This is a genomic window from Acinetobacter sp. TW_SC_4, assembly GCF_054861205.1.
Genome location: NZ_CM142174.1, coordinates 540,350 through 561,609, shown reverse-complemented (window position 1 = coordinate 561,609; position 21,260 = coordinate 540,350). Strand labels below are relative to the sequence as shown.

General features: G+C 44.7%; 17 protein-coding genes. 7 read left to right on the top strand and 10 right to left on the bottom strand.

The annotated features are described in order from the left end of the window. Positions 1-92: 92 nt before the first annotated feature. From ACWM1W_RS02690 to cysM, 4 genes are read right to left on the bottom strand one after another with little or no spacing between them, the layout of a single operon-like run. Positions 93-2,402: a RelA/SpoT family protein gene (locus ACWM1W_RS02690; RefSeq protein ID WP_034170842.1), complete on the bottom strand. Its 2,310-nt coding sequence runs from the start codon at positions 2,400-2,402 to the stop codon at positions 93-95. A 44-nt stretch (positions 2,403-2,446) separates the two neighbouring features. Continuing rightward, positions 2,447-3,823, bottom strand: a complete 1,377-nt coding sequence (gene rlmD / locus ACWM1W_RS02685) for a 23S rRNA (uracil(1939)-C(5))-methyltransferase RlmD (RefSeq protein ID WP_375726046.1) — start codon at positions 3,821-3,823, stop codon at positions 2,447-2,449. A 6-nt stretch (positions 3,824-3,829) separates the two neighbouring features. Then, positions 3,830-4,648, bottom strand: coding sequence for a 3'-5' exonuclease (locus ACWM1W_RS02680; RefSeq protein WP_034170844.1), 819 nt, complete (start codon positions 4,646-4,648; stop codon positions 3,830-3,832). A gap of 17 nt (positions 4,649-4,665) precedes the next feature. Further along, positions 4,666-5,595, bottom strand: coding sequence for a cysteine synthase CysM (cysM, locus tag ACWM1W_RS02675; protein ID WP_034170845.1), 930 nt, complete (start codon positions 5,593-5,595; stop codon positions 4,666-4,668). 331 nt (positions 5,596-5,926) lie between these two features. Between cysM and ACWM1W_RS02670 the strand changes: the two genes are divergently transcribed. From ACWM1W_RS02670 to rsfS, 5 genes are all read left to right on the top strand, one after another. Continuing rightward, entirely contained in the window at positions 5,927-8,734 is a 2,808-nt protein-coding gene (locus ACWM1W_RS02670) for a GacS-like sensor histidine kinase (RefSeq protein WP_005233882.1), read from the top strand. A 102-nt stretch (positions 8,735-8,836) separates the two neighbouring features. Next, a complete protein-coding gene (locus ACWM1W_RS02665) occupies positions 8,837-9,625 on the top strand; it encodes a crotonase/enoyl-CoA hydratase family protein (protein WP_005233879.1) in 789 nt (262 codons plus the stop codon). A 36-nt stretch (positions 9,626-9,661) separates the two neighbouring features. Beyond that, positions 9,662-10,528, top strand: coding sequence for an NAD(P)-dependent oxidoreductase (locus ACWM1W_RS02660; RefSeq protein ID WP_375726047.1), 867 nt, complete (start codon positions 9,662-9,664; stop codon positions 10,526-10,528). 40 nt (positions 10,529-10,568) lie between these two features. Further along, positions 10,569-11,357 carry a hydroxypyruvate isomerase family protein gene (locus ACWM1W_RS02655; RefSeq protein ID WP_375726048.1) on the top strand — a complete coding sequence of 263 codons (789 nt, stop codon included), beginning with the start codon at positions 10,569-10,571 and terminating at the stop codon, positions 11,355-11,357. An 81-nt stretch (positions 11,358-11,438) separates the two neighbouring features. Next, entirely contained in the window at positions 11,439-11,840 is a 402-nt protein-coding gene (gene rsfS / locus ACWM1W_RS02650) for a ribosome silencing factor (protein WP_004783634.1), read from the top strand. Between the two features lie 319 nt (positions 11,841-12,159). Here rsfS and ACWM1W_RS02645 read toward each other — a convergent pair whose 3' ends face one another. From ACWM1W_RS02645 to ACWM1W_RS02635, 3 genes are read right to left on the bottom strand one after another with little or no spacing between them, the layout of a single operon-like run. Further along, a complete protein-coding gene (locus ACWM1W_RS02645) occupies positions 12,160-13,605 on the bottom strand; it encodes an NAD(P)(+) transhydrogenase (Re/Si-specific) subunit beta (protein ID WP_375726049.1) in 1,446 nt (481 codons plus the stop codon). A gap of 3 nt (positions 13,606-13,608) precedes the next feature. Next, entirely contained in the window at positions 13,609-13,932 is a 324-nt protein-coding gene (locus ACWM1W_RS02640) for a proton-translocating transhydrogenase family protein (RefSeq protein ID WP_004783638.1), read from the bottom strand. 11 nt (positions 13,933-13,943) lie between these two features. Then, on the bottom strand, positions 13,944-15,071 hold the full coding sequence (locus ACWM1W_RS02635; RefSeq protein ID WP_375726050.1) for a Re/Si-specific NAD(P)(+) transhydrogenase subunit alpha: 1,128 nt from the start codon (positions 15,069-15,071) through the stop codon (positions 13,944-13,946). Between the two features lie 968 nt (positions 15,072-16,039). Between ACWM1W_RS02635 and ACWM1W_RS02630 the strand changes: the two genes are divergently transcribed. Beyond that, entirely contained in the window at positions 16,040-17,227 is a 1,188-nt protein-coding gene (locus ACWM1W_RS02630) for an MFS transporter (protein ID WP_375726051.1), read from the top strand. A gap of 6 nt (positions 17,228-17,233) precedes the next feature. Here the strand turns inward: ACWM1W_RS02630 and ACWM1W_RS02625 are convergent, their stop codons facing one another. Then, positions 17,234-17,878, bottom strand: a complete 645-nt coding sequence (locus ACWM1W_RS02625) for a HEPN domain-containing protein (RefSeq protein ID WP_286739149.1) — start codon at positions 17,876-17,878, stop codon at positions 17,234-17,236. Between the two features lie 295 nt (positions 17,879-18,173). Between ACWM1W_RS02625 and dusA the strand changes: the two genes are divergently transcribed. After that, positions 18,174-19,196 (top strand): tRNA dihydrouridine(20/20a) synthase DusA, encoded by a 1,023-nt coding sequence (dusA, locus tag ACWM1W_RS02620; RefSeq protein ID WP_286739147.1) that lies wholly within the window; start codon positions 18,174-18,176, stop codon positions 19,194-19,196. A 49-nt stretch (positions 19,197-19,245) separates the two neighbouring features. Here dusA and ACWM1W_RS02615 read toward each other — a convergent pair whose 3' ends face one another. Next, positions 19,246-19,758, bottom strand: a complete 513-nt coding sequence (locus ACWM1W_RS02615) for a hypothetical protein (RefSeq protein WP_375726052.1) — start codon at positions 19,756-19,758, stop codon at positions 19,246-19,248. 222 nt (positions 19,759-19,980) lie between these two features. Next, complete coding sequence (coaBC, locus tag ACWM1W_RS02610) at positions 19,981-21,255, bottom strand: bifunctional phosphopantothenoylcysteine decarboxylase/phosphopantothenate--cysteine ligase CoaBC (RefSeq protein ID WP_375726053.1); 1,275 nt, start codon at positions 21,253-21,255, stop codon at positions 19,981-19,983. Positions 21,256-21,260 lie beyond the last annotated feature (5 nt).

Sequence of the window (21,260 nt, the reverse complement as noted above, 5' to 3'; positions counted from 1 at the left end):
TCTATTATTTGCTCTTTTCCCTCTTAACCACACCTTATAACAAAAAAGCCCGCAATTGAATTGCGGGCTTTTATAAGCATGCCTAAAAAGAATCAGTTGCCTTGTACCAGACGGCGTGCACTGATAATTCCCGGCTGCTGTTCAAGACGGGCCAATAGTTTGGAAAGTTGAGCCAGACCTTTGACTTCGATCAACAGCTTCATATTGGCAATACCATCTGCTTCTGAAATGGTATTTACCTGACGGATATTGATCTGATCCGAGAAAATCACCTGAGTCAGATCTTTCAGCAAGCCACGACGGTCATAGGCTTCTACCACGATCTGTACACTTTGGCCACGAGTCGGCTGCATTTCCCAGTCGGCTTCTACTGCACGCTCCGGTTCTTGGCTGATCATACGTACATAATCCGGACAAGCTACCTTATGGATGCTTACACCGCGATTCAAGGTAATATATCCCGCAATCGATTCACCATGCACCGGCTGACAGCACTGGGCTACATGCAGTTCAACGTTATCCAGACCATCAATTAGAATACCATGTGCAGACAAGGTATGGCTGGCACGCGGATTCAAGGCTGGTTTCAGCACCAGTTCAGGCTCATCCTGATCCAGATGCATATGGCGATTGACCTGATTGATCAGAGCATGCAGGCTAATATCACCATTCACCAGACCAATCATAATATCTTCGCCACTCTTCACATTGAAATGGTTGCAATAATCACCCAAGTCGATTGATTTTGGATGAATTGCCAGACGTGCCAATTCTTTATTCAGAATTTCACGACCCACTTCCAGATTCTTACTGCGATCTTGCTGACGGAACCAATGACGTAACTTGTCACGGGCGCGTGCAGTCTTGATATAACCCAGCGAATTGACCAACCAGTCCCGATTTGGTTCACGGTCTTTCTTGGTCAGAATCTCGACCTGTTCCCCGGTTTTCAAGGCATAGGTTAAAGGCACATAGCGCTGGTTGACCCGAGCCGCATAGCATTTGTTGCCGACTTCTGTGTGCACGTGAAAGGCAAAGTCGAGTACGGTTGACCCCCGTGGCAACTCTTTAATATCACCATCACGGCTGAACACATAGATTTTTTCGAAGCCTTCAAAATCTTGAATGTGTTCAAAATTTTCAACTTCCTCTTCTTCATCTTTATGCGCACTGGCTTCATTGCGTTCTTGATAATGCTCAATCACTGCACGCAGGGAATGCAGACGATGATTAAAGGAAGTATCGGTATTTTTCGAACCTTCCTTATAGTTGAAGTGCGAGCATACGCCAAGCTCGGCCTCTTCATGCATCGTATAAGTACGAATCTGCACTTCAAGTGACTTGTTTTCCGCAATCACAGCTGTGTGTAAAGAGCGATAACCATTGGCTTTCGGATTGGTAATATAGTCATCAAATTGATGCGGAATATGTCGCCACAATTGATGTACGATCCCGAGCGTGTGATAACACTCAGGCACACTTTTCACCAGTACACGTAGTGCACGGATATCATACAGCTGGTCGAAGCTCAGGCTCTTGCTTTTCATTTTCCGATAGATCGAATAAATGTGCTTCACCCGGCCGTTAATTTCAGCTTCAATGCCGTGTTCTGCCAGCTCTTCACGCAACTTATCAATCACAAACTGAATATATTGTTCGCGTTCCAGACGCTTTTCATTCAGCAAAGAGGCGATTTCTTTATAGCGTTCCGGCGCCAGATAGCGGAAGGCTAGATCTTCGAGTTCCCATTTCAGCTGGGCAATCCCGAGACGATGCGCTAAAGGAGAATAAATGGTGAGAATTTCTCGTGCGACCCGTTCTTGCCGTTCACGTGAAGAATTAGCCAGCTCACGCAGTGCATAGGTACGTTCTGCCAGCTTGATTAACACGACGCGAACATCTTCCGTTACCGAAATCAGCATCTTATAAATGCCAGACAGGTGCTCACGCTGGTTATTATTGAAGTGGTCTTCCAGGCGTTTATTTTTTTCAATCAGCTCAGACAGCTTACCCATGGACAGCGTGCCTTTGACCAGGCTGTAGACCTGTTCACCGAATTTTTCCTGCACTTCTGCCAGTGGCATGACGCCTTCACGTACTGCGCGGTAAAGCATGGCAGCAGACAAGGTATCTTCATCAACATAGAGATGCGCGAGAATATCCGCCATTTCAATACCGGTATAGAAGGTATTAGAGCGATGCTGAACCGTACTTTGTAGCTCTTTTTCTAAGGTTAAACGGGCAACTTCTTCGAGCTGCTTCAGGGGAGCCCCGTCTAATATGCCACGGACCCGATCTAACCATTCAGTCAGATCCTGCTGTGCTTGTTCGGCATGTTCTACAGTCGCCTCCTGTGACAACTCATTGAGCCGCCCAGGCAGTTGCTCACGTACTGTGACCATACCCTTCTCCTACTTTTAGATACATCATCTCTTTGATCGTTTATTTAATTTTCTTTTTTGAAAAAGGCAATCGACTCGACATGTCCGGTATGCGTAAACATATCCATCACACCGGCTTTGGTTAGCTGATAACCTTGTTGTACCAGTAGCCCTGCATCTCTTGCAAGCGTAGCGGGATTACATGACACATAAACGATTCTTTTGGCACCAAACTGAGGGATATAATGCATAACTTCTTCTGCTCCAGCACGTGGCGGGTCGATTAATAATGCATCAAATCCTTGATTTGCCCAAGACTGGTGCGAAAAATCTTTGGTTAAATCTTGTGAATAGAACGAAACTTGTGCAATACCATTATGGTTAGCATTTTCTGCACCGCGTTGCACCATTTCCTCACTCCCCTCAACCGCAACCACCCGACCAGATGCACCAACACAACGCGCTAGTGGCAAAGAAAAGTTTCCTAATCCACAAAACAGATCCAGAACGCGTTCGCCTTGCTGTAATTGAAGCAAATCACATGCCAAGCGAACCATCTGCGGATTGATCGTTGAATTGACCTGAGTGAAGTCCAATGGATTAAAACCGAATTCCACATCAAAGTCATCAAGACTATAGTGTAAGCGTGCTGCCTGTTCAGGCTCATCAATCCGCTTCAAATAATCTTGGCCTGCAGGCTGCAAATAAAGCTGCCAACCTTTCTCTAACGTAAATTGACGCAATCGGTTGACATCTGTTACCGATAATTCTGCGGTTTCACGAATGAGCAACGCAATGTCATGATCACCCATAGCCAATTCTATATGACCAATATCTGCCTGACCATCGAGACTTTGGAGCAATTGTTTAAGACGTGTAACCGATCCAAACTCACGATCTAGAATCATGCAGCGGTCAATCGAGGTCAGCTTATTGGACTGGTTTTCACGAAAACCAACCACCAGCTTGTCTTTTTGAGGCAGATAACGTACCCCAATCCGGGCTTTACGACGGTAGTCTTCACGTTGTGAACGTAGCGGTGGCAACCATTCTTCAGGCTGGATCCCAGCAAAATGCTGCAAATGTGATTTCAGAACATTCTGCTTAAGTTCAATCTGCGCATCGGGATGGATATGCTGCATATTACAGCCACCGCATATGCCAAAATGTGGACACACAGGTTTGACCCTGATCTCGGAAGCCTCACTGATTAACTCAAGGCTATCCGCCTCTTCCAGTTTTTTGACTTCACGGGTAATGCGGGCACGAACGGTTTCACCTGGCAAGGCATAACGGATAAAGACTTTCTTGCCATGCTTTTCAAGCGGATGGTCCGGATGTGAACCATAGTGAGCGATGCCACGTCCTTCATGTGAGAGTGATTCCACCTGAAAAATATACTCGGATTGCGGTGCTGGACGTGGTTGTGCTCGACGTTTCATGAAAACCTAGGATGTGGAGATGGGAAAATCAAAACGGGTAAATTCAGTTCTTTGTGAGGTTTCACGCCAGACTGATAAAAAATCTGCATGTTGCGGCTGGGTATGCAGGTATTGAATCGTACTCTGCACCAGATGCTGATAATCAGGCAACATCAATTGGCCCTTTAGCAACAGCCAGCGAATATAGACCAACCAAGTATTGAGCACATCACCTTCGCAATAGCTGGTGAGTGCGTTCCATTGCTGGTTACGTACATATTCAGGTACATGATAGCCACCATCACCACGCTTGCCTGGATAACCCAATAAATGAGCAACATCATCCAGTTTCTGAAAATGACGGGCATGAAACATGGCCATGACATCCATCAAATCGACGTGACGCTGATGGTAACGATTCTGGTAGTTATTATAACGCTTTTGCGTATCGATTTCGCCCTGATCGAACAGACTTGGGGCAGATAAGCCATGATACATGGCCCGATAAAGAATAACCGGCAAGTCAAATTGTGAGCCATTCCAACTGACTAGCGTCGGATGACGCTTGTCAAAAATGGATAAGAATTTTTTTAAAATCTCTGCTTCGCTGTACTGTTCACGGCTGAAAGAAAACAGGCGCATGCCCTGTTCATCCATCCATAAACCGGAAATACAGACAATCTCATGCAGTGGCAGACGCTGAAAGTCCGAGCCTGATTCCTGACGGCGTAATTTGGTCAGGGCCTGATCCAGATCAGCCTCGGGCAGATCCAGACCAAACAGATGCGCGCCTGATTTAAGATCGGTTTGGGTTTCAATATCGAAAGTTAAAACAGGCAGGCGCATAAAAGATTTCTCAAAAATTATTTAGGGTCTTGTACAGAGAACAAGCCTGTAGACAGGTAACGGTCACCACGGTCACAGATAATACATACAATTACTGCATCCGGATTTTCTTCTGCGAGCTTGATGGATGCCCAAACTGCACCGCCAGAAGATGTACCGGCACTGATACCTTCTTTTTGTGCCAGTTTACGCATAGTACGTTCCGCTTCAATCTGTGGAATATCGATAATATGGTCGATACGACTACGATCGAAAATCGTTGGCAAATATTCTTGTGGCCAGCGACGGATACCGGCAATGCTAGAACCATCAGATGGTTGTAGGCCCACAATCTGAATATCCGGATTCATTTCTTTCAAATATTTAGATACGCCCATGATCGTACCTGTAGTACCCATTGAGCTGACAAAGTGCGTAATCTTGCCGCCAGTTTGCTGCCAGATTTCAGGACCTGTGGTCAGGTAATGTGCTTCGACATTGTCCGGGTTACCAAACTGGTTTAACACCAAACCTTTACCATCAGCCTGCATTTGCAAGGCCAGATCACGCGCACCTTCCATGCCCTGCTCTTTAGTCACTTCAATCAGTTCAGCGCCATAAGCACGCATCGCGTCCTTACGTTCCTGACTCATGTTATTCGGCATAATCAGCTGCATTTTGTAACCGCGCATGGCCGCAACCATCGCCAATGCAATCCCTGTATTTCCGCTGGTCGCCTCAATCAAGGTATCACCCGGTTTGATCTGTCCGCGCTTTTCCGCCTGCATGATCATGTTATACGCCGGACGGTCCTTGACCGAGCCTGCCGGATTATTTCCTTCGAGTTTTGCGAGTACTGTGGCTTGAGTGTGACTAGCCAGACGCTGCAAACGCACCAGTGGCGTTTTGCCTACATAATGGTCCAGTAAAAATTCGTCTGCTTGAAAATCAGGGGTGGTATTACTCATTATTTGCACCTATATCGAGGTGCGGCTATTGTATGAAAAAATGCATTTCCCTGCACCCATTTATAGCAGTGCTTTTGCATAAAACTGTATAAATCACGATCGGCATGGCCAATTCGTCCTGTTTTAGCTTGATAAAACTCTTTAATCATGATAGTGACTTAGCTCACCTCGCCTCCTGAAAGAATTTGCTCAAACACCCATAATGACTGTTCAGCGCAATGGTTCTTATTTTCTGCCTTAATCTGGAGCTTTATAAAAATAATGCTGAAATTTTAACAGTAGATTTAAAGCATGCTAATATGCAAAGCATAAGGAAAATACTGCTTGAATCATGTCAAATATCAACAAAAAGCTGTTTAAACGCCTACACTTAAATCATGCTTATGGACAGCTGATTGCACTGATTTTTGTACCCATTACTATTCTGGCCTGTGTCGGCGCTGCTCTGGTCATTTCAGAGACTTCCAATGCCGCTCGTGCCCAGCAAAAGCAGATGGCCATTGCGATTTTGACCCGTTTTCAGGCCACGTCTGAATATGCGCTGGACATTTTGAGCCTGTACCCATGGCAATATGAGCAGGCTCATGATGCCATGCAAAATATGCTGAATGAAAAGCATCTGGTTCGTGCGGCTATTCTGGATGAAAATGGCAAAAGTAAACTCGGCATTGGTTTTCAGGAACAGGCGCCTTGGCCTGACTTTAAAAAAGATGGCAATTTTGTTGGCCCGATCTTAGATAAAAACAATCATATTTATGCAGTCAAAGTAAATGAAAATGGCATGAATGCAGGCTGGCTGGCGATCGAACTGGACAATCAGCCCTTAGAAATTGCCCGCTACCGGGTCTTGATCGTTTTGATTGCGACCGGCTTATTGACCTTATTGCTCTTGTTGTTATGTCTGAATTTCTATTCACGTCGCTGGATTGCGCCGATGTATGAGATTCGCATGCAGCTGCAACGCCTGAATGCCGACACCCTAGATCAGCATATGGTGATTAACAGTACCGGTGAACTGCGTCTTTTGCAGCGTGATATTGCCAATGTGGTGAAACGTCTACATTTCAGTTTTCTGGAATTGCGCGAGCATACCGAACAGACCGAAGATGATTTGCGCCGTACTCTAGATACTTTAGAAGTTCAAAATATTACTTATCGTCAGGCACGTGACCAGGCGATTTCGGCCAACCAGGCCAAGTCGGTATTTCTGGCCAATATTTCCCATGAATTACGCACACCCTTAAACAGTATTGATGGTTTTATTCACCTGCTGCTGCGTCAAGGCAATCTTAGCAATGAGCAAAGCCTGTATTTGCAGACCATCCGCAAATCTTCTGCACATTTGCTGGCCCTGATCAATGATGTACTGGATTTCTCCAAGATTGATGCTGGCAAACTGGAACTGGAAACTGCACCTTTTGATCTGGAAGAAGCTATCTTTGATGTGATGGACATGCTCTCGCCACTGGCTGCACAGAAGCATATCGATATGGCGTTCTATTTTGCAGACAATGTACCGAAACATGTGATTGGTGATGTACTACGCTTTAAGCAGATTCTGACCAACCTGATTTCTAATGCGATCAAGTTTACTCCAGACGGCGAAATCATTGTTCGGGCACGCATGGAGCACGATGATATTGGGCAATGTCTGCTGCATTTCAGTGTTCAGGATAGCGGCATTGGCCTGAGCGGAACTGACCGTAAAAAACTGTTTGAATCCTTCTCGCAAGGCGATACCTCGGTCACCCGCCAATTCGGCGGTACAGGTTTAGGCCTGGCCATTTCCAAACAACTGGTCCACTTGATGCATGGTCAAATCGGATTTGAAGATAATCAGGAACGTGCTCCAACAGAAAAAGGCTCAACCTTCTGGTTTACCGCCCAATTCCCGGTGGATGAAGATATTATCCATGAGCACCCGGATTTCAGTGATCTGACGGTTGTGTCTTATCTCGCCCATCCGGCAACAGCGAATGTATTAAGACATTATCTGGAAAATTATCACGTTAAACATATTGAATCGACATCCATTCTGGATCTGTTTAGCCGTCTGAACCATTTACAAAATATCGAGAATACCTGGCTGATTGTTGACCATAGTGGTGATAGCCAAGCCTTACTGACAGAAATTCGTTCTCGCTATCAGGGACATCTGGCTGTGTATGGTTATCAAATGCAGCTTGATCCGAACATGCTGAATGATCATCGTGCCCGTGCTCTGCATCAGCCACTCAGTCGTAGTGCCCTGATTCAGCTACTCGGCAATCAACCCGTCTTTGATCAGGAACAGCATGAAGACTTTAATGGCCAGGGACTGCATATCCTTGCCGTTGATGACCATCTGCCGAACCTGATTGTTCTGGAGGCCTTGCTAGCCGAACTGAATGTCACCACAACCAAAGCCATTAGCGGACAGGAAGCGATTGATATCATCCAGAGCCGTTATGAACAGGGTCTGCCATCTTTTGATCTGATATTTATGGATATCCAGATGCCAGTGATGTCCGGTATCGATACCACCCGTGCAATCCGTTCACTGGAATCAACTTTTGAAAATCATCAGCGTCTGCCGATTATTGCCCTGACAGCACATGCCCTTTCCGACGAGAAGCAAAAACTGTTACAAAATGGTATGGATGATTATGTCACCAAGCCTATTCAGATTGATCAGATCGTGCAAATCCTGACGCAGTGGACGACTGAAAGTTTTAAAAAGATTCCAGTGCTGGAACGTGCCAATGTCATTGATGCGCTGGATCCGAATATTCTGGATTGGCAACAAAGCTTGCAACTGGCAGCCAATAAAGAAGATCTGGCAGTCGATCTGCTTAGCATGCTGGTCGACAGTTTTGAAAAAGAGCTGGATGAAATTGAGCAATTAATTGAGCTGGAAGATTTTCCGCAGCTGGAACATGTTTTGCACCGTCTCTATGGGGCTACCCGTTATGTCGGCACACCGACTCTGCAAAAAGTTACCGGAAGTTTTGAGCAGTTTGTCTCGACCTTGCGTAAGGAACGCCGTAAGGCCGATGACAGTTTTGTTCAGGAAGTACTGAAATATCTGGATGAACTGAAAGCAGTGATTGAGCAGGTAGAACAGGCAGCTCAGCAAATTTTAAACAAGCATAGTGGTTAAAAAATTACTGTTTTACTTACTCATATCTGTATGACTGCACTGTCATGCAAGCACAGATTGCTCATGCTATGCTCGCTTACAGAAAAATTAAGGATGAATACCATGTCACTTGTACGCTTTGAAAAAAATAATGGAATTGCCACGGTTACTCTCAGCCGTCCAGATAAACGTAATGCCATGAGCTTTGCCCTGCTGCGTGAACTGGTGCAGATTGCGAACCGGATTAAAAAAGACAAGTCGGTGCGGTGTGTCATTTTAACCGGTGAAGCGCAGGTCTTTAGTGCCGGCATTGACTTGGCCGATTTAAATAATCCTAAAAATCGGGCCTATGCGGCCTGGGAACTGATTCGTCCTGGACAGAGCTTATTTCAGAAAGCTTTTCTGGTCTGGCAGGAACTGCCTGTACCCGTCATTGCAGCCATTGAAGGTTTCTGCTTTGGTGCAGGTATGCAACTTGCGTTGGCTGCGGATATCCGAATCGCCCATCCTGCGACCAAAATGTCAATTATGGAAACTCGTTGGGGTCTAGTACCAGATATGGGGCTAACGCGTTCTCTCAAAGGTCTGATCGGGATTGATTTGGCCAAAGAGCTGACTTTAACCGCACGTATTTTTGAAGGTGCCTATGCCAAAGAAATTGGTCTGATCACCCATGTCGATGAGCAGCCATTAGCAAAAGCACAGGCTTTGGCTGAAGAAATGTTACAACGCTCTCCAGATGCCTTGATGGCCTCTAAATTTGTGCTGGATGCGATGGAACATAAACCCAATAAGTCACTGCGTATGGAAAAAATCTGGCAGCTTAAACTGTTACTCGGTAAAAACAGCCAACTGGCACGCAAGAAGGATAAAAATCCAGACGTGCAGTTTGTACCACGTCAATATCGATAATTATGGCTGAAGCAAAATCAAAAGATGAGAGATAAGATGCAATTCGATCGTGATAGCAAAATTGCCTTTTTAGGTATGGGACTCATGGGTAGCCGCATGGCAACCCGACTGCTGAAAGCTGGTTTCCAAGTTGCAGTCTGGAACCGCACGGCCAGTGCCTGCGATCCATTGCTTGCACTGGGAGCCACTCCGCTATATCTAGATCAAATTGCAGATTATCCCGTTATTCTGACCTGTCTGGCAGATGATGCTGCGGTGCAATCGGTCTTTGAGCAGATTCAGCCCTATCTGGTGGCTGGTCAGATCATTGTCGATTTTTCCAGTCTTTCCGTACATCAAACTAAAACTCTGGCTAAACAAGCCCAAGCTAAACAAGCCACTTGGATTGACTCTCCTGTATCTGGCGGTACAGTCGGTGCAGAACAAGGCACGCTAGTGATGTTCGCTGGCGGTGATGCAGAAACTATTACCGCACTTGATCCAATCTATAAGGTGCTTTCACAACGTGTCACTCGCATGGGTGATACTGGAACCGGTCAGGCGACTAAAATCTGTAATCAGCTGATTGTGGCAGCGAATAGCACCTTGATAGCTGAGGCAGTGGCTTTGGCTGATCGTGCCGGTGTGGATACTGCCCTGCTTGCACTAGCATTAGCCGGTGGTTTTGCTGACTCCAAGCCTTTTCAAATTCTAGCCCCACGTATGGCCAGCCAGACGTTTGAACCCGTGCAATGGAAAGTGCAGACATTGTCTAAAGACCTGAACAATGCTGTGCAACTGGCAGCTACTTTATCTTTGGATATTCCTGTGGCCAGCCAAGCCCTGTCTCAACTCAAAACCCATCAGCAAGACGGATTTGCTGAAGCCGATCTAGCCACTATTATCAAGCACGTAGACCGCTAATATTACATTTCAATATTCTGACTTGAGCAAGGAAAAGCCCATGACCAAACTCGCCGTTAACCTCTCCATGATTTTCACGGAAGTACCGCTCTTAGAACGTTTTGCCTTGGCTCATGCGCACGGTTTTAAGCATGTGGAAATCCAGTTCCCCTATGAACTGAGTATTGAGCAGATTCAGCAGCAGCTTCAGTTACATGATCTTGATATCTGCCTGATTAATGTGCCTGCTGGTGATCTGATGCAAGGTGGACACGGTCTGGCCGGTATCCCTGGACAGGAAATCGAGTTTCGTCATGCCATAGAGCAAGCCATTCAATATGCGACTGCTCTGAATGTGCCGAGTGTCAATATTCTGGCCGGCAAACAGCCACTGGATTGTGACCTGCTTCCTTGCCTGAACACCTTGGCGAGTAATCTGAAAATTGCCTGCTCCATGCTCTCTGATTATCAGATTCAGCCAGTCTTTGAAATGATCAATGGTCAGGATATGCCACGCTTTCTGATTCAAAATGTAGCTCAAGCTCAGGAGATGCTAGAAGCTGTCAATCATCCTGCCTTAAAAATGCAATATGACTGTTATCATATGGCCATGATGGGTGAAGATGTACTTGAAGCCTTAAAAGAAAATATTGCAGAGATTGGTCATATTCAGTTTGCAGACTGCCCGGGGCGTCATCAACCAAATACGGCTTCCATTCCATATTATGAGATTTTTCAATGGTTAGAGAATAGCCAATACAATGGTTATGTCGCAGCCGAATATAAACCTCTGGGGACTTCGGAAGAATCCTTTGGCTGGAAAGAACAGTTCTTCCCGGAGTATGACTAAAGCGACGGAAGGTGCATTTGAAATTTTGGGCTAAAACCGCTATATTAGATCATGCATAATTGTTAGGAAATTATACTCCCTATGAATTTAGAACCATCGCCCAGCGCTTCTAATTCTCACGATCACACTATGAATTCTCATGCACAAGCAGTAAACGCATGCTTGAAAGTTGTACATGCAGCCCTCGAAGATGTAAAGGCTAAAGAAGTTGTTCAGCTTGATGTTGCTAGTATCAGTAACGTGGCAGATGCCATGGTGATTGCAAGCGGTACATCAACCCGTCATATCAAATCACTTGCAGATAATGTTGCTGAAGAAGCACGTAAAGCAGGTTTCCGTCCGCTTGGTATCGAAGGCGAACGTGATGCAGAATGGATCCTGATTGATCTAGGTTTTGTTGTAGTGCACTGCATGCTGCCTACAGCGCGTAAATTCTATGACCTAGAAAGCCTATGGCGCAATCCTGCAGATTCTGTAGCATAAATATCGAATATTCAAAAAAAGCGACCTAGGTAGGTCGCTTTTTTTATATTGTTTAACTTGAATCGAAAAAGAAATTTATGGAGCAGTAACTTTAATAAATTCGTTTTGCGATCAGATTTAATCATTCAGCCTATTTTTTAAACGTTTTGTTGCAATTTTATCCGGGCCAATTTTCTAAAAATAAAACACCGTAGCTAATTTTATTTTGTAAATCTTCCCAATTCATCTTTTATATAGGAGGGAGAATTTATCTATAATTTAAATGGAAAAATCCCCCTTTTGAAAGGGGGATTTTAGATGATCCAGTGAATGGAAAGTCTTAGTGACCTGTACCATTAATCGCTTTGGTCATATCTTCCACAACTTTCTTCGCATCACCGAAAATCATCATAGTCTTGTCGTTATAGAACAGGTCATTGTCCAGACCTGCATAACCGGTCGCCATAGAACGCTTGATGACCATAATGGTACGCGCCTTATGAGCTTCCAGAATTGGCATGCCGTAGATCGGTGAGTTCGGATCGTCTTTTGCAGCCGGGTTTACAACGTCGTTTGCACCAATGACCAGTACTACGTCAGTTGCCGGGAAGTCCGAGTTGATCTCGTCCATTTCCAGAATGTCTTCATAAGGAACGTCAGCTTCTGCAAGCAATACGTTCATATGACCCGGCATACGACCAGCAACCGGGTGAATCGCAAAACGTACAGTCACGCCCTGCTCTTTCAGCAAGTTTGCCAGCTCTTTTACTGCGTTTTGTGCACGGCCTTGTGCCATACCATAACCCGGTACAATGACAACGCTGTCTGCATTTGACATTAAGAAGCCAGCATCATCTGCAGAACCTGAACGGTAATTACGTTGCACTTGTGCACCCGCAGCTGCTGTCGGCGCAGCTGCACCACCCATTGCACCACCAAATAATACGTTGATGATTGAACGGTTCATCGCTTTACACATGATGTAAGACAGAATCGCACCTGAAGAACCAACCAGCGAACCTGCAACGATCAGCATGTTGTTTTCGAGTGTGAAACCAATCCCTGCTGCTGCCCAGCCTGAGAATGAGTTCAATAGCGAAACCACAACCGGCATATCGCCACCGCCTACTGGTGCAATCCATACCCAGCCAAATGCCAGTGCAAGACCAGTCATTGCCCAGAAAGATGTCATGCTACCTGTCAGGAAGAAGTGAATCCCTGCTGCCAGCATTGCGACAAAGATCAATGCCTGAATCGGTTTTACCCAGCCACCTGAAATGGTTTTTGCCCATTTCTTTGCAGCCAGCTTACCGTATGCAAATACAGAAGCAGTAAAGGTAATCGCCCCCACAAAACAGCCCACAAACAGTTCAAACAGGTGAACCTTGCTCATTTCATGGAAAGTCACACCATTTGCAGCCAACAGGTCCGGACCCAATTCAACCAGCTTGTTGTTATGGATAATTGCTGCAACTGCAATCAATACTGCAGCCAGACCCACCAGTGAGTGCATAAGTGCCACAGTTTCTGGCATCTGGGTCATTGGTACAGTACGTGCACGCGCAATACCCACCACTGCACCCGCCGCCATGGCTGCAAGAATCATCCAGACTACTGGATTTTCAGCAACAAAGAATGTGGTCACTACAGCAATCGCCATTGCGATCATACCGTAACGGTTACCTGCAATTGCAGTTTTAGGGCCAGACAAACCACGTAGCGTTAAGATAAAAAGAACGGCGCCAATCAGGTAGAACCAATCCGCATACTCTCGAATAAATTCCATGGTTTAACCCTCTTTTTTCTTTTGCTTAGGTTTGAACATTTCCAGCATACGTGCAGTCACGGCAAAGCCACCGAAAATATTAATGCTCGCCAGAAATACTGCGATTGCCCCCAGTACACTCACCACGTTAATGGTCTGGAAATCCACGCTGCCTTCAACGCCCACCATTGGCAAGCCAACAGTTTGAATCATTGCGCCCACGATAATGATCGAAGACAAGGCATTGGTCACCGCCATCAATGGCGTATGTAGTGCTGGTGTTACCCCCCAAACCACGTAGTAACCCACGAAGATGGCCAGGACGAAAATCGTAATTGTTTCAACCATGAGTCTGCTCCTTAACCACGTTTTAACAGCACTTGGCCGCCGTGAGTAACAAGTAGGGCTTTTTGAATTTCATCTTCTTGATTCAGGACAAAGTTCTTGTCTGCATCAAAAAGTGTTTCAACAAAGTTATAGACGTTACGTGCATAAAGCGCTGACGCTTCAGTCGATACCGTTGATGGAATATTTGGCACACCCAGAATCTTCACACCATTTTCAGTCACAACAGTTTCACCGCACTTAGAACCTTCCACGTTACCGCCTGATTCCACTGCCATATCCAGAATCACTGAGCCTGGTTTCATCTTGGCTACGGTTTCAGCGCGGATTAAGCGTGGTGCATCACGACCTGGTAACAATGCAGTGGTAATCACGATATCGGCATTCGATACCGCTTTATCGACAATCGCTGCCTGGTCTTTGATGTACTGTTCACCTGGCATCCAGCCATAACCGTTTTTAGCTGCTTCATCAGCACGTGCCTGCTCTTCAGGAGACATCGGTACGTCTAGCCATTTACCACCCAAAGACTCAACCTGATCTTTGGCAGTCGGACGAAGGTCAGTTGCTTCTACGACTGCACCCAGACGTTTCGCTGTTGCAATTGCTTGAAGGCCTGCTACCCCGACACCCATGATCACGACACGAGCCGGTTTTACCGTACCTGCCGCTGTCATCAGCATCGGGAACATGCGCTGATATTCAGCAGCAGCTAAAAGCACTGATTTATAACCTGCAAGGTTCGCTTGCGAAGACAATACGTCCATGTTTTGCGCACGTGACAAAGTACGTGGTAAAAGCTCAAGAGCAAATGCAGACACATTCTGTGCCGCGAACTGGTCAAGCTCGGTATTGCGGTATGGGTCAAACATCGCTACAACCGTGGCGTTGGCTGACAGCTTTTGAATTTCCTCACCTTTCGGTGCACGAACTTTCAAAACTATCTGGCTACCGGTGTAGGCATCATCCGTAATTTTGGCACCAACTTGCTCATAGGCACTGTCGATGTAGGCAGCTTTAACACCTGCTCCACGTTCGATCACCACACTATGACCAGCGCTGATCAATTTCTTTACTGTCTCAGGCGTCGCAGCGACGCGATTTTCACCGACGACAGTTTCGGCTGGAATTCCAATCTGCATGAGCGTCCCTCAAGCTAATTTTTTCTTAAGTAAACACCGTGATTTACGGTGCTTCCCCTCAGGATGTGTTTTTGTTGAATTTTTGGATTCTAATTAAACTTCTAGAAATTACTACCTATTATTTATTTAATAAATACCCATATTTTGAACTGATGATTCATAAAAATGATGCTGTCATATACCATTTATTAGTTAAGCCTGATTATTTTGATTTGCTGAATTTATAAACGATATTCATTCTCTTGAACGATGAGTGTTTTCCTGGTTATTTTTTATTAGATTACTTTTTGTTTTATTTTGTTACATTGATCATTCTGACAGATATTTCATTTTTCTTGTTAAGCAAATGTTTATTTTAAATGAACTGATAAAGCCTAAATTAAGGCACTTTTCTAGGGCAGTTTTCTGTTTTTGACCTTTTTGACAAATTTAATCTACTTTCAACTATTCATTTTTAAGACCTAAAAATACTGTTTTCTTATAACTTTTTCATTTTTCACTCATAAAAAATATGAATTGATGATGAAAAAATTGATTGGGGATTCCCTTATTTGACTTATTAAGCTCAAGTCTTAAGATTTACCTAAAATAAGAGAAAAAAATATTCTTCAACATTTATTATATTAATACTCAGTCCACTGTCAGATTTACAAATTCTTCATTTTGCACCAATTTTGGGCAATCACTGATTCAGATTGATCTCTGTCACTTAGTCTTAAATAAGATGACTTAATACAAAGCGCTTCCAAGTCCATTTTCTCAAGTGAAAAAGTTAAATTTCTAGCGAATTTTCATCTCTTATCAATCCAGAAAAGTACTTTTTTGTGGCATTTCTCTTCTATGAGTTTGAGCACTTTGCACTATTTTTCTACTTTTATCCTGACGGGTTTTCGCCTATAGTGCCTGCAACCTATGCATCATCTTTGATGTTCTTTATAAAAATTCTCCCTGAGCTTAAGGTACTTGCCATGACTCCTCCTCTCGATATCAGTCAAAATAAATCTCTGTTATGGCTGATGGCGATCGCATGTGGTTTATGTGCAGGTGCAAACTATTATTGCCAACCGCTTATCTCCTCGATTCAGCAATATTATCAGGTACCAGAATCCCAAGTGGCGCTGACCGTGACCTTTGCGCAGGTGTCTTATGCCTTGGGCCTGCTGTTTATTGTGCCTTTGGGAGACATGCTGAATAAGTCCAGACTCATTCCTTTTTTGATGTTTGGTGCCGCATTAGGCTTGCTGATCTGTGCCACAGCAGTCAACCTGCCGATGCTCTGGGTGGGCACTATTATTGCCGGGCTATTTTCTGTTGCTGCCCAGATTCTGATTCCATTAGCTACGATGGCTGTCCGACCTGAAAAAACCGGAGAAGTGGTCGGTTTTCTTATGAGTGGCTTATTAGTCGGTATCTTATTGTCGACCAGTATTGCCGGACTTCTTTCAGACCTGTTTCACTGGAAAACCATTTATGCGCTCAGTAGTATGGCACTGCTGGTTTTGGGCTTTTACTTAAAAGGACAATTGCCCAGCATGCCGCGTATGCGTATCAGCTATGCAGCAATTTTTAAATCCATGGGTATGCTACTGCGTGAGGAACCGCGACTGGGCTTACGCTCCCTGATTGGTGCATGTGCCTTTGCAGCCATGAGCATGCTGTTTTCAACCATTGCCCTGCTGCTGACCCAGAAACCTTTTCATCTTTCTGATGTGATGGTGGGCCTAGTAACACTAGTTGGTGTTTTTGGTGCGCTGTCGACTCAGGTTATTGGCAAATGGGCGGATCGTGGCTATATCAACATCCTAACCTGGATTGGCTGTTCAATTTTGGCAGGAAGCTGGCTATTTTTATATTTTGGTGGCGTGTCCCTGCTCAGTTATATTCTAGGTTATGCCCTGATTAACTTAGGCCTGGCGATTACTCATAGCTGTAATCAGAACGTGATTTTCCGCTTGCGCCCGGATGCCAAATCACGCCTGAACTCTATTTACATGACGCTGTATTTTATTGGTGGGGCCTGTGGTTCTGCCTTGGGGGTTTATGCCTGGCATCATGGTGGCTGGAGCATGACCTGTCTGTTTGGACTTGGCTTGGCACTATGCGCCACCCTGTTTGCACTAATTGATCAATGGCAGCAGCATCGAGCAAAAGCTTAAACAAATTTAACTGACTTGTACGACTGGGTAATAAGGTTTACCCGAATCCCAAGTCGCTGCATTTTCCAAAAGGATGCAGATAAAAGTGGGCAGTAACCCGGCCAGAACCCGACAGCTGTCTTGAAGTTGCTTGACGTTAAACGAGCTCTGATAAGTCACACCGCCCTGCATAAGCTGATAATGCAAGGTGGAAAGACGGTTAAAAATCACCAATAAAATTTCACTTAAATTTCGTTCCTGTACAGCCTTTTGTATTTTCTGCTTTTGCTGGTCTAATGCTTCACGGCAGCTTTCCAGACTGACTTTATGATGGCGATAATCCCAGAAACCTTGATCGGTATAAGGGCTATCCAGCAGTGCAGAAATTGGCTGGTTGTATTTCTCCCAGACAATATGCTGAAGTTTTTGTTCCACATCTTTTTGACAGAGGGTTTCCAGAAATTGATGCAGGCTTTGTTGATCCTGACGAACCTCTGTTTCTTGTGCATAAATCGAATTAAAACTGATCCACAGGCTAATAAACTTAAACTCTAGTTCCTCATCCAGCTCTAATGCTTTTTTAAACCAACTAAGTCCCCGTTGAATCCGTAAATTAAAATAGTCTGAATGTTGAGGTTTTTTGCTTTTATAAATCTCCTCCAACATGAGCATCGTTATTCTCCTTATTTATCTCGTTTTCTTTATCTTAATCTTAAATATCTCAGAATATAGCATTGCCGAATGACTGGGAGTTTATTTTTTCAATTCCCACAATTTCTCTTGTTAAATATCTTTATTGGAATAACAGTTATAGATCCTCATGCAGTTCAGCCTTTGATCATGCAAATTTTATGCTAGTATTACGCCCTCTTTTTACAGTACTGCTTTTTTTGAGCAGATTTCCAGCAATTCCTGCTCATTCTTGTACTGCTATTACTCTTCCATTTCATTTAAGGCGTGATTTTGAATGACTGATCTCAGCACCATTGAAAACAAACTTCAACCTCGCATCAGTGTTGCGCCGATGATGGACTGGACCACCAAAGATTATCGTTTCTTTGCGCGCCTGTTTAATCCAAATGTCATTTTATATACCGAAATGGTGACGACAGGTGCCATCATTCATGGCGATGCTAAACGCCATCTGGACTTCAATAAAGAAGAATATCCGATTGTGTTACAGCTCGGCGGTTCCAATCCTCAAGATCTGGCAACTTGTACTAAAATGGCTCAGGACTGGGGTTACAATGAAGTTAACCTGAATGTCGGCTGTCCGAGTGACCGGGTACAAAATAATAAAATCGGTGCCTGCCTGATGGCCGAACCTGATCTGGTCGCAGAATGTATTGATGCAATGCGTAATGCCGTTGATATTCCGGTGAGTGTGAAACACCGCATTGGTATTGATGACATGCATTCTTATGAAGAAATGCTGCATTTTGTGGATACGGTCGCCAAAACCGGTTGCGATAATTTTATCGTGCACGCGCGAATTGCTTTACTCCAAGGTCTTTCACCTAAAGAAAACCGTGAAATCCCGCCACTGCGCTATGAAGATGTTTACCGTCTGAAGCAGGACCGTCCAAAACTGACCATTGAAATTAATGGCGGGATTAAAACCTACGCAGAAACGCTTGAACATCTCAAGCATGTCGATGGCGTGATGATTGGCCGCGAAGCCTATCACAACCCGTACCTGTTAGCTGAGCTGGGTCAACTATGGAATCTCGAAGCACCAGACCGTTTTGAAATCATGCAACAAATGCTGCCTTATATTGCCCAACGTATGGCTGAAGGTGCACCATTGTCGATTATTACCCGTCATATTTTAGGTTTATTTCAGAACTTGCCAGGTGCACGTAAATGGCGTCAGGCTTTAAGTGGTGGCAATGCCAAAACGCTAAAAGATGTAGAAACAGCATTATTGAATATTCAGGAAGCCATGCAGCGTACTGAAGATTATCTGCGTGAACATCAAGTTCAGCCTTAAAATCAAAAAGCACCGAGATCCGGTGCTTTTTGATGACCTAAAATAAAAATTAGTGGGTATAGGCCGTAATATTTCCGACCGGAATCGGTTCTTCATCATAGGAATCCGCTTGCAGGACAGGTTCTGTAACTGAACGGACATCTGGCCCTAACTCAATGCTGGTAGGTTCATTCACAGGTTCTAGATCATCGAGTGATGAAGCCAGTTGTTCCAGTTCACGATCCAGCTGCTGACGATATTTCTCAATCTCGATTTCATCGATAAAGGCAAAAGCATCATCTTCAATTGCCCAGCTATAACCACCATTGACCTTTGAAATTTTGACATTAATGGGATATTCATTTCCCTGATAATTCAGATGTGAAACTGCTTCAAACTCATTGCCTTTGCGATGGCGGATTTTTACATTTACCACAGTCAAACGATAATGCTGATAATTCGGATTGGCATTAAATTCTTGCTGCATTTGTCCTTGAATATTTTTGGCCAGTTCATCAATCGATACAAAATAGCTGCATCCAGCCAGACAGGCGATCATCAATATCATTATGATTTTTTTCATCCCGCCCCCTTATGTGCTTTCACTGCTTTACAGATGTGTAAAACTTTTCATCTTTGGATTATTCTGTGATCCATTTTATACTTTTTTTAAATAAATGAATAAATAAATCCTTAGTATATAAAGTCGTTTTTATTTTTATGTTGTACTGGTTTTTTAACTCCATTGTAAAAAATCCTATAAAAAAGCCCTGAATCAGTCAGGGCTTTAACCGTCATTGAAAACTTAAAAATCATCTTCTGCAGCAGGATCATGGTGCAAGGCATCATGGATCGCTTCAACCAACTGCTGGGCGATTTCCTGTTTAGAAGCTTTGTCCAGATCACGCTTATCCAGATGATAGTGTTCGGCAAAGAATACCGTCATGGCATTTTCATCGGATGCAAAACCAATATCCGCACGCGAAACATCATTACAAGCAATCATATCCAGTTTTTTCGCTACCAGTTTGCCCGCTGCATATTCTTCAATATTACGGGTTTCTGCAGCAAAGCCCACCATAAATGGACGTTTTTCCTGCTGTGCGATGGTCGCCACAATATCTGGGTTCTTTATTAAAGCAACATTCAGCTCATCGCCTGCTTTTTTGATCTTATGCTCAGCTATCTGTGCGACACGATAATCAGCTACTGCAGCGGTCGCAATGAAGATGTCACAGCCCTGCTCCAGCATTTGCATGCTTTCATTCAGCATTTGTACTGCAGAAGAAACATTTTTACGTTTGACGCCATTCGGTGTATGTAGGCTCACTGGACCAGCGATCAGGGTCACATTCGCTCCAGCTGCATAACAGGCTGCTGCCAATGCAAAACCCATTTTCCCGGTACTATGGTTGGAAATATAACGTACCGGATCAATCGCTTCACGGGTCGGACCAGCCGTAATCGTGACTTGCTTGCCCGCCAGCATGCCAAATTTTTCTGCAAACGCGCGCTGTGCCTTATGAAAATACTCAGTGACCTGACGTGCCAGATCTTCCGGTTCCGGCATACGTCCCAGGCCTACATCACCACAGGCTTGCGAACCGGCATTCGGCATAATCACATGTACGCCATCTTCAATCAAAGTCGCCAGATTACGCTGTGTCGCTTTGGCAGCCCACATCTGCTGGTTCATCGCTGGTGCTACCCAGACCGGTGCATTGGTAGCCAGATACAAAGTGCTGAGCAAATCATCTGCAAGACCTGCAGCAAATTTTGCCAGCGTGTCGCAACTGGCTGGCGCTACCAACAACAGATCAGCCCAACGTGCCAGCTCGATATGCCCCATGCCCGCTTCTGCTTCAGGATCCAGCAACTCGGTATGTACCGGATTGCCTGACAAAGCTTGAAAGGTCAAAGGAGTAATGAAAGCCTGTGCGCCTTGAGTCATGACAACCCGCACATTAAACCCGGCATCTTTCAGACGTCTAACCAGAATGGCACTTTTATAGGCAGCAATACCGCCAGTGACTGCTAAAATGATATTTTTATGAGGAATTACACTTAGATCAAAGCTCACGAACA

Coding starts and splice junctions, on each gene's coding strand:
- ACWM1W_RS02690 (WP_034170842.1), bottom strand. CDS start 2,402: ATGGTCACAGTACGTGAGCAACTGCCTGGGCGGCTCAATGAGTTGTCA.
- rlmD (WP_375726046.1), bottom strand. CDS start 3,823: ATGAAACGTCGAGCACAACCACGTCCAGCACCGCAATCCGAGTATATT.
- ACWM1W_RS02680 (WP_034170844.1), bottom strand. CDS start 4,648: ATGCGCCTGCCTGTTTTAACTTTCGATATTGAAACCCAAACCGATCTT.
- cysM (WP_034170845.1), bottom strand. CDS start 5,595: ATGAGTAATACCACCCCTGATTTTCAAGCAGACGAATTTTTACTGGAC.
- ACWM1W_RS02670 (WP_005233882.1), top strand. CDS start 5,927: ATGTCAAATATCAACAAAAAGCTGTTTAAACGCCTACACTTAAATCAT.
- ACWM1W_RS02665 (WP_005233879.1), top strand. CDS start 8,837: ATGTCACTTGTACGCTTTGAAAAAAATAATGGAATTGCCACGGTTACT.
- ACWM1W_RS02660 (WP_375726047.1), top strand. CDS start 9,662: ATGCAATTCGATCGTGATAGCAAAATTGCCTTTTTAGGTATGGGACTC.
- ACWM1W_RS02655 (WP_375726048.1), top strand. CDS start 10,569: ATGACCAAACTCGCCGTTAACCTCTCCATGATTTTCACGGAAGTACCG.
- rsfS (WP_004783634.1), top strand. CDS start 11,439: ATGAATTTAGAACCATCGCCCAGCGCTTCTAATTCTCACGATCACACT.
- ACWM1W_RS02645 (WP_375726049.1), bottom strand. CDS start 13,605: ATGGAATTTATTCGAGAGTATGCGGATTGGTTCTACCTGATTGGCGCC.
- ACWM1W_RS02640 (WP_004783638.1), bottom strand. CDS start 13,932: ATGGTTGAAACAATTACGATTTTCGTCCTGGCCATCTTCGTGGGTTAC.
- ACWM1W_RS02635 (WP_375726050.1), bottom strand. CDS start 15,071: ATGCAGATTGGAATTCCAGCCGAAACTGTCGTCGGTGAAAATCGCGTC.
- ACWM1W_RS02630 (WP_375726051.1), top strand. CDS start 16,040: ATGACTCCTCCTCTCGATATCAGTCAAAATAAATCTCTGTTATGGCTG.
- ACWM1W_RS02625 (WP_286739149.1), bottom strand. CDS start 17,878: ATGCTCATGTTGGAGGAGATTTATAAAAGCAAAAAACCTCAACATTCA.
- dusA (WP_286739147.1), top strand. CDS start 18,174: ATGACTGATCTCAGCACCATTGAAAACAAACTTCAACCTCGCATCAGT.
- ACWM1W_RS02615 (WP_375726052.1), bottom strand. CDS start 19,758: ATGAAAAAAATCATAATGATATTGATGATCGCCTGTCTGGCTGGATGC.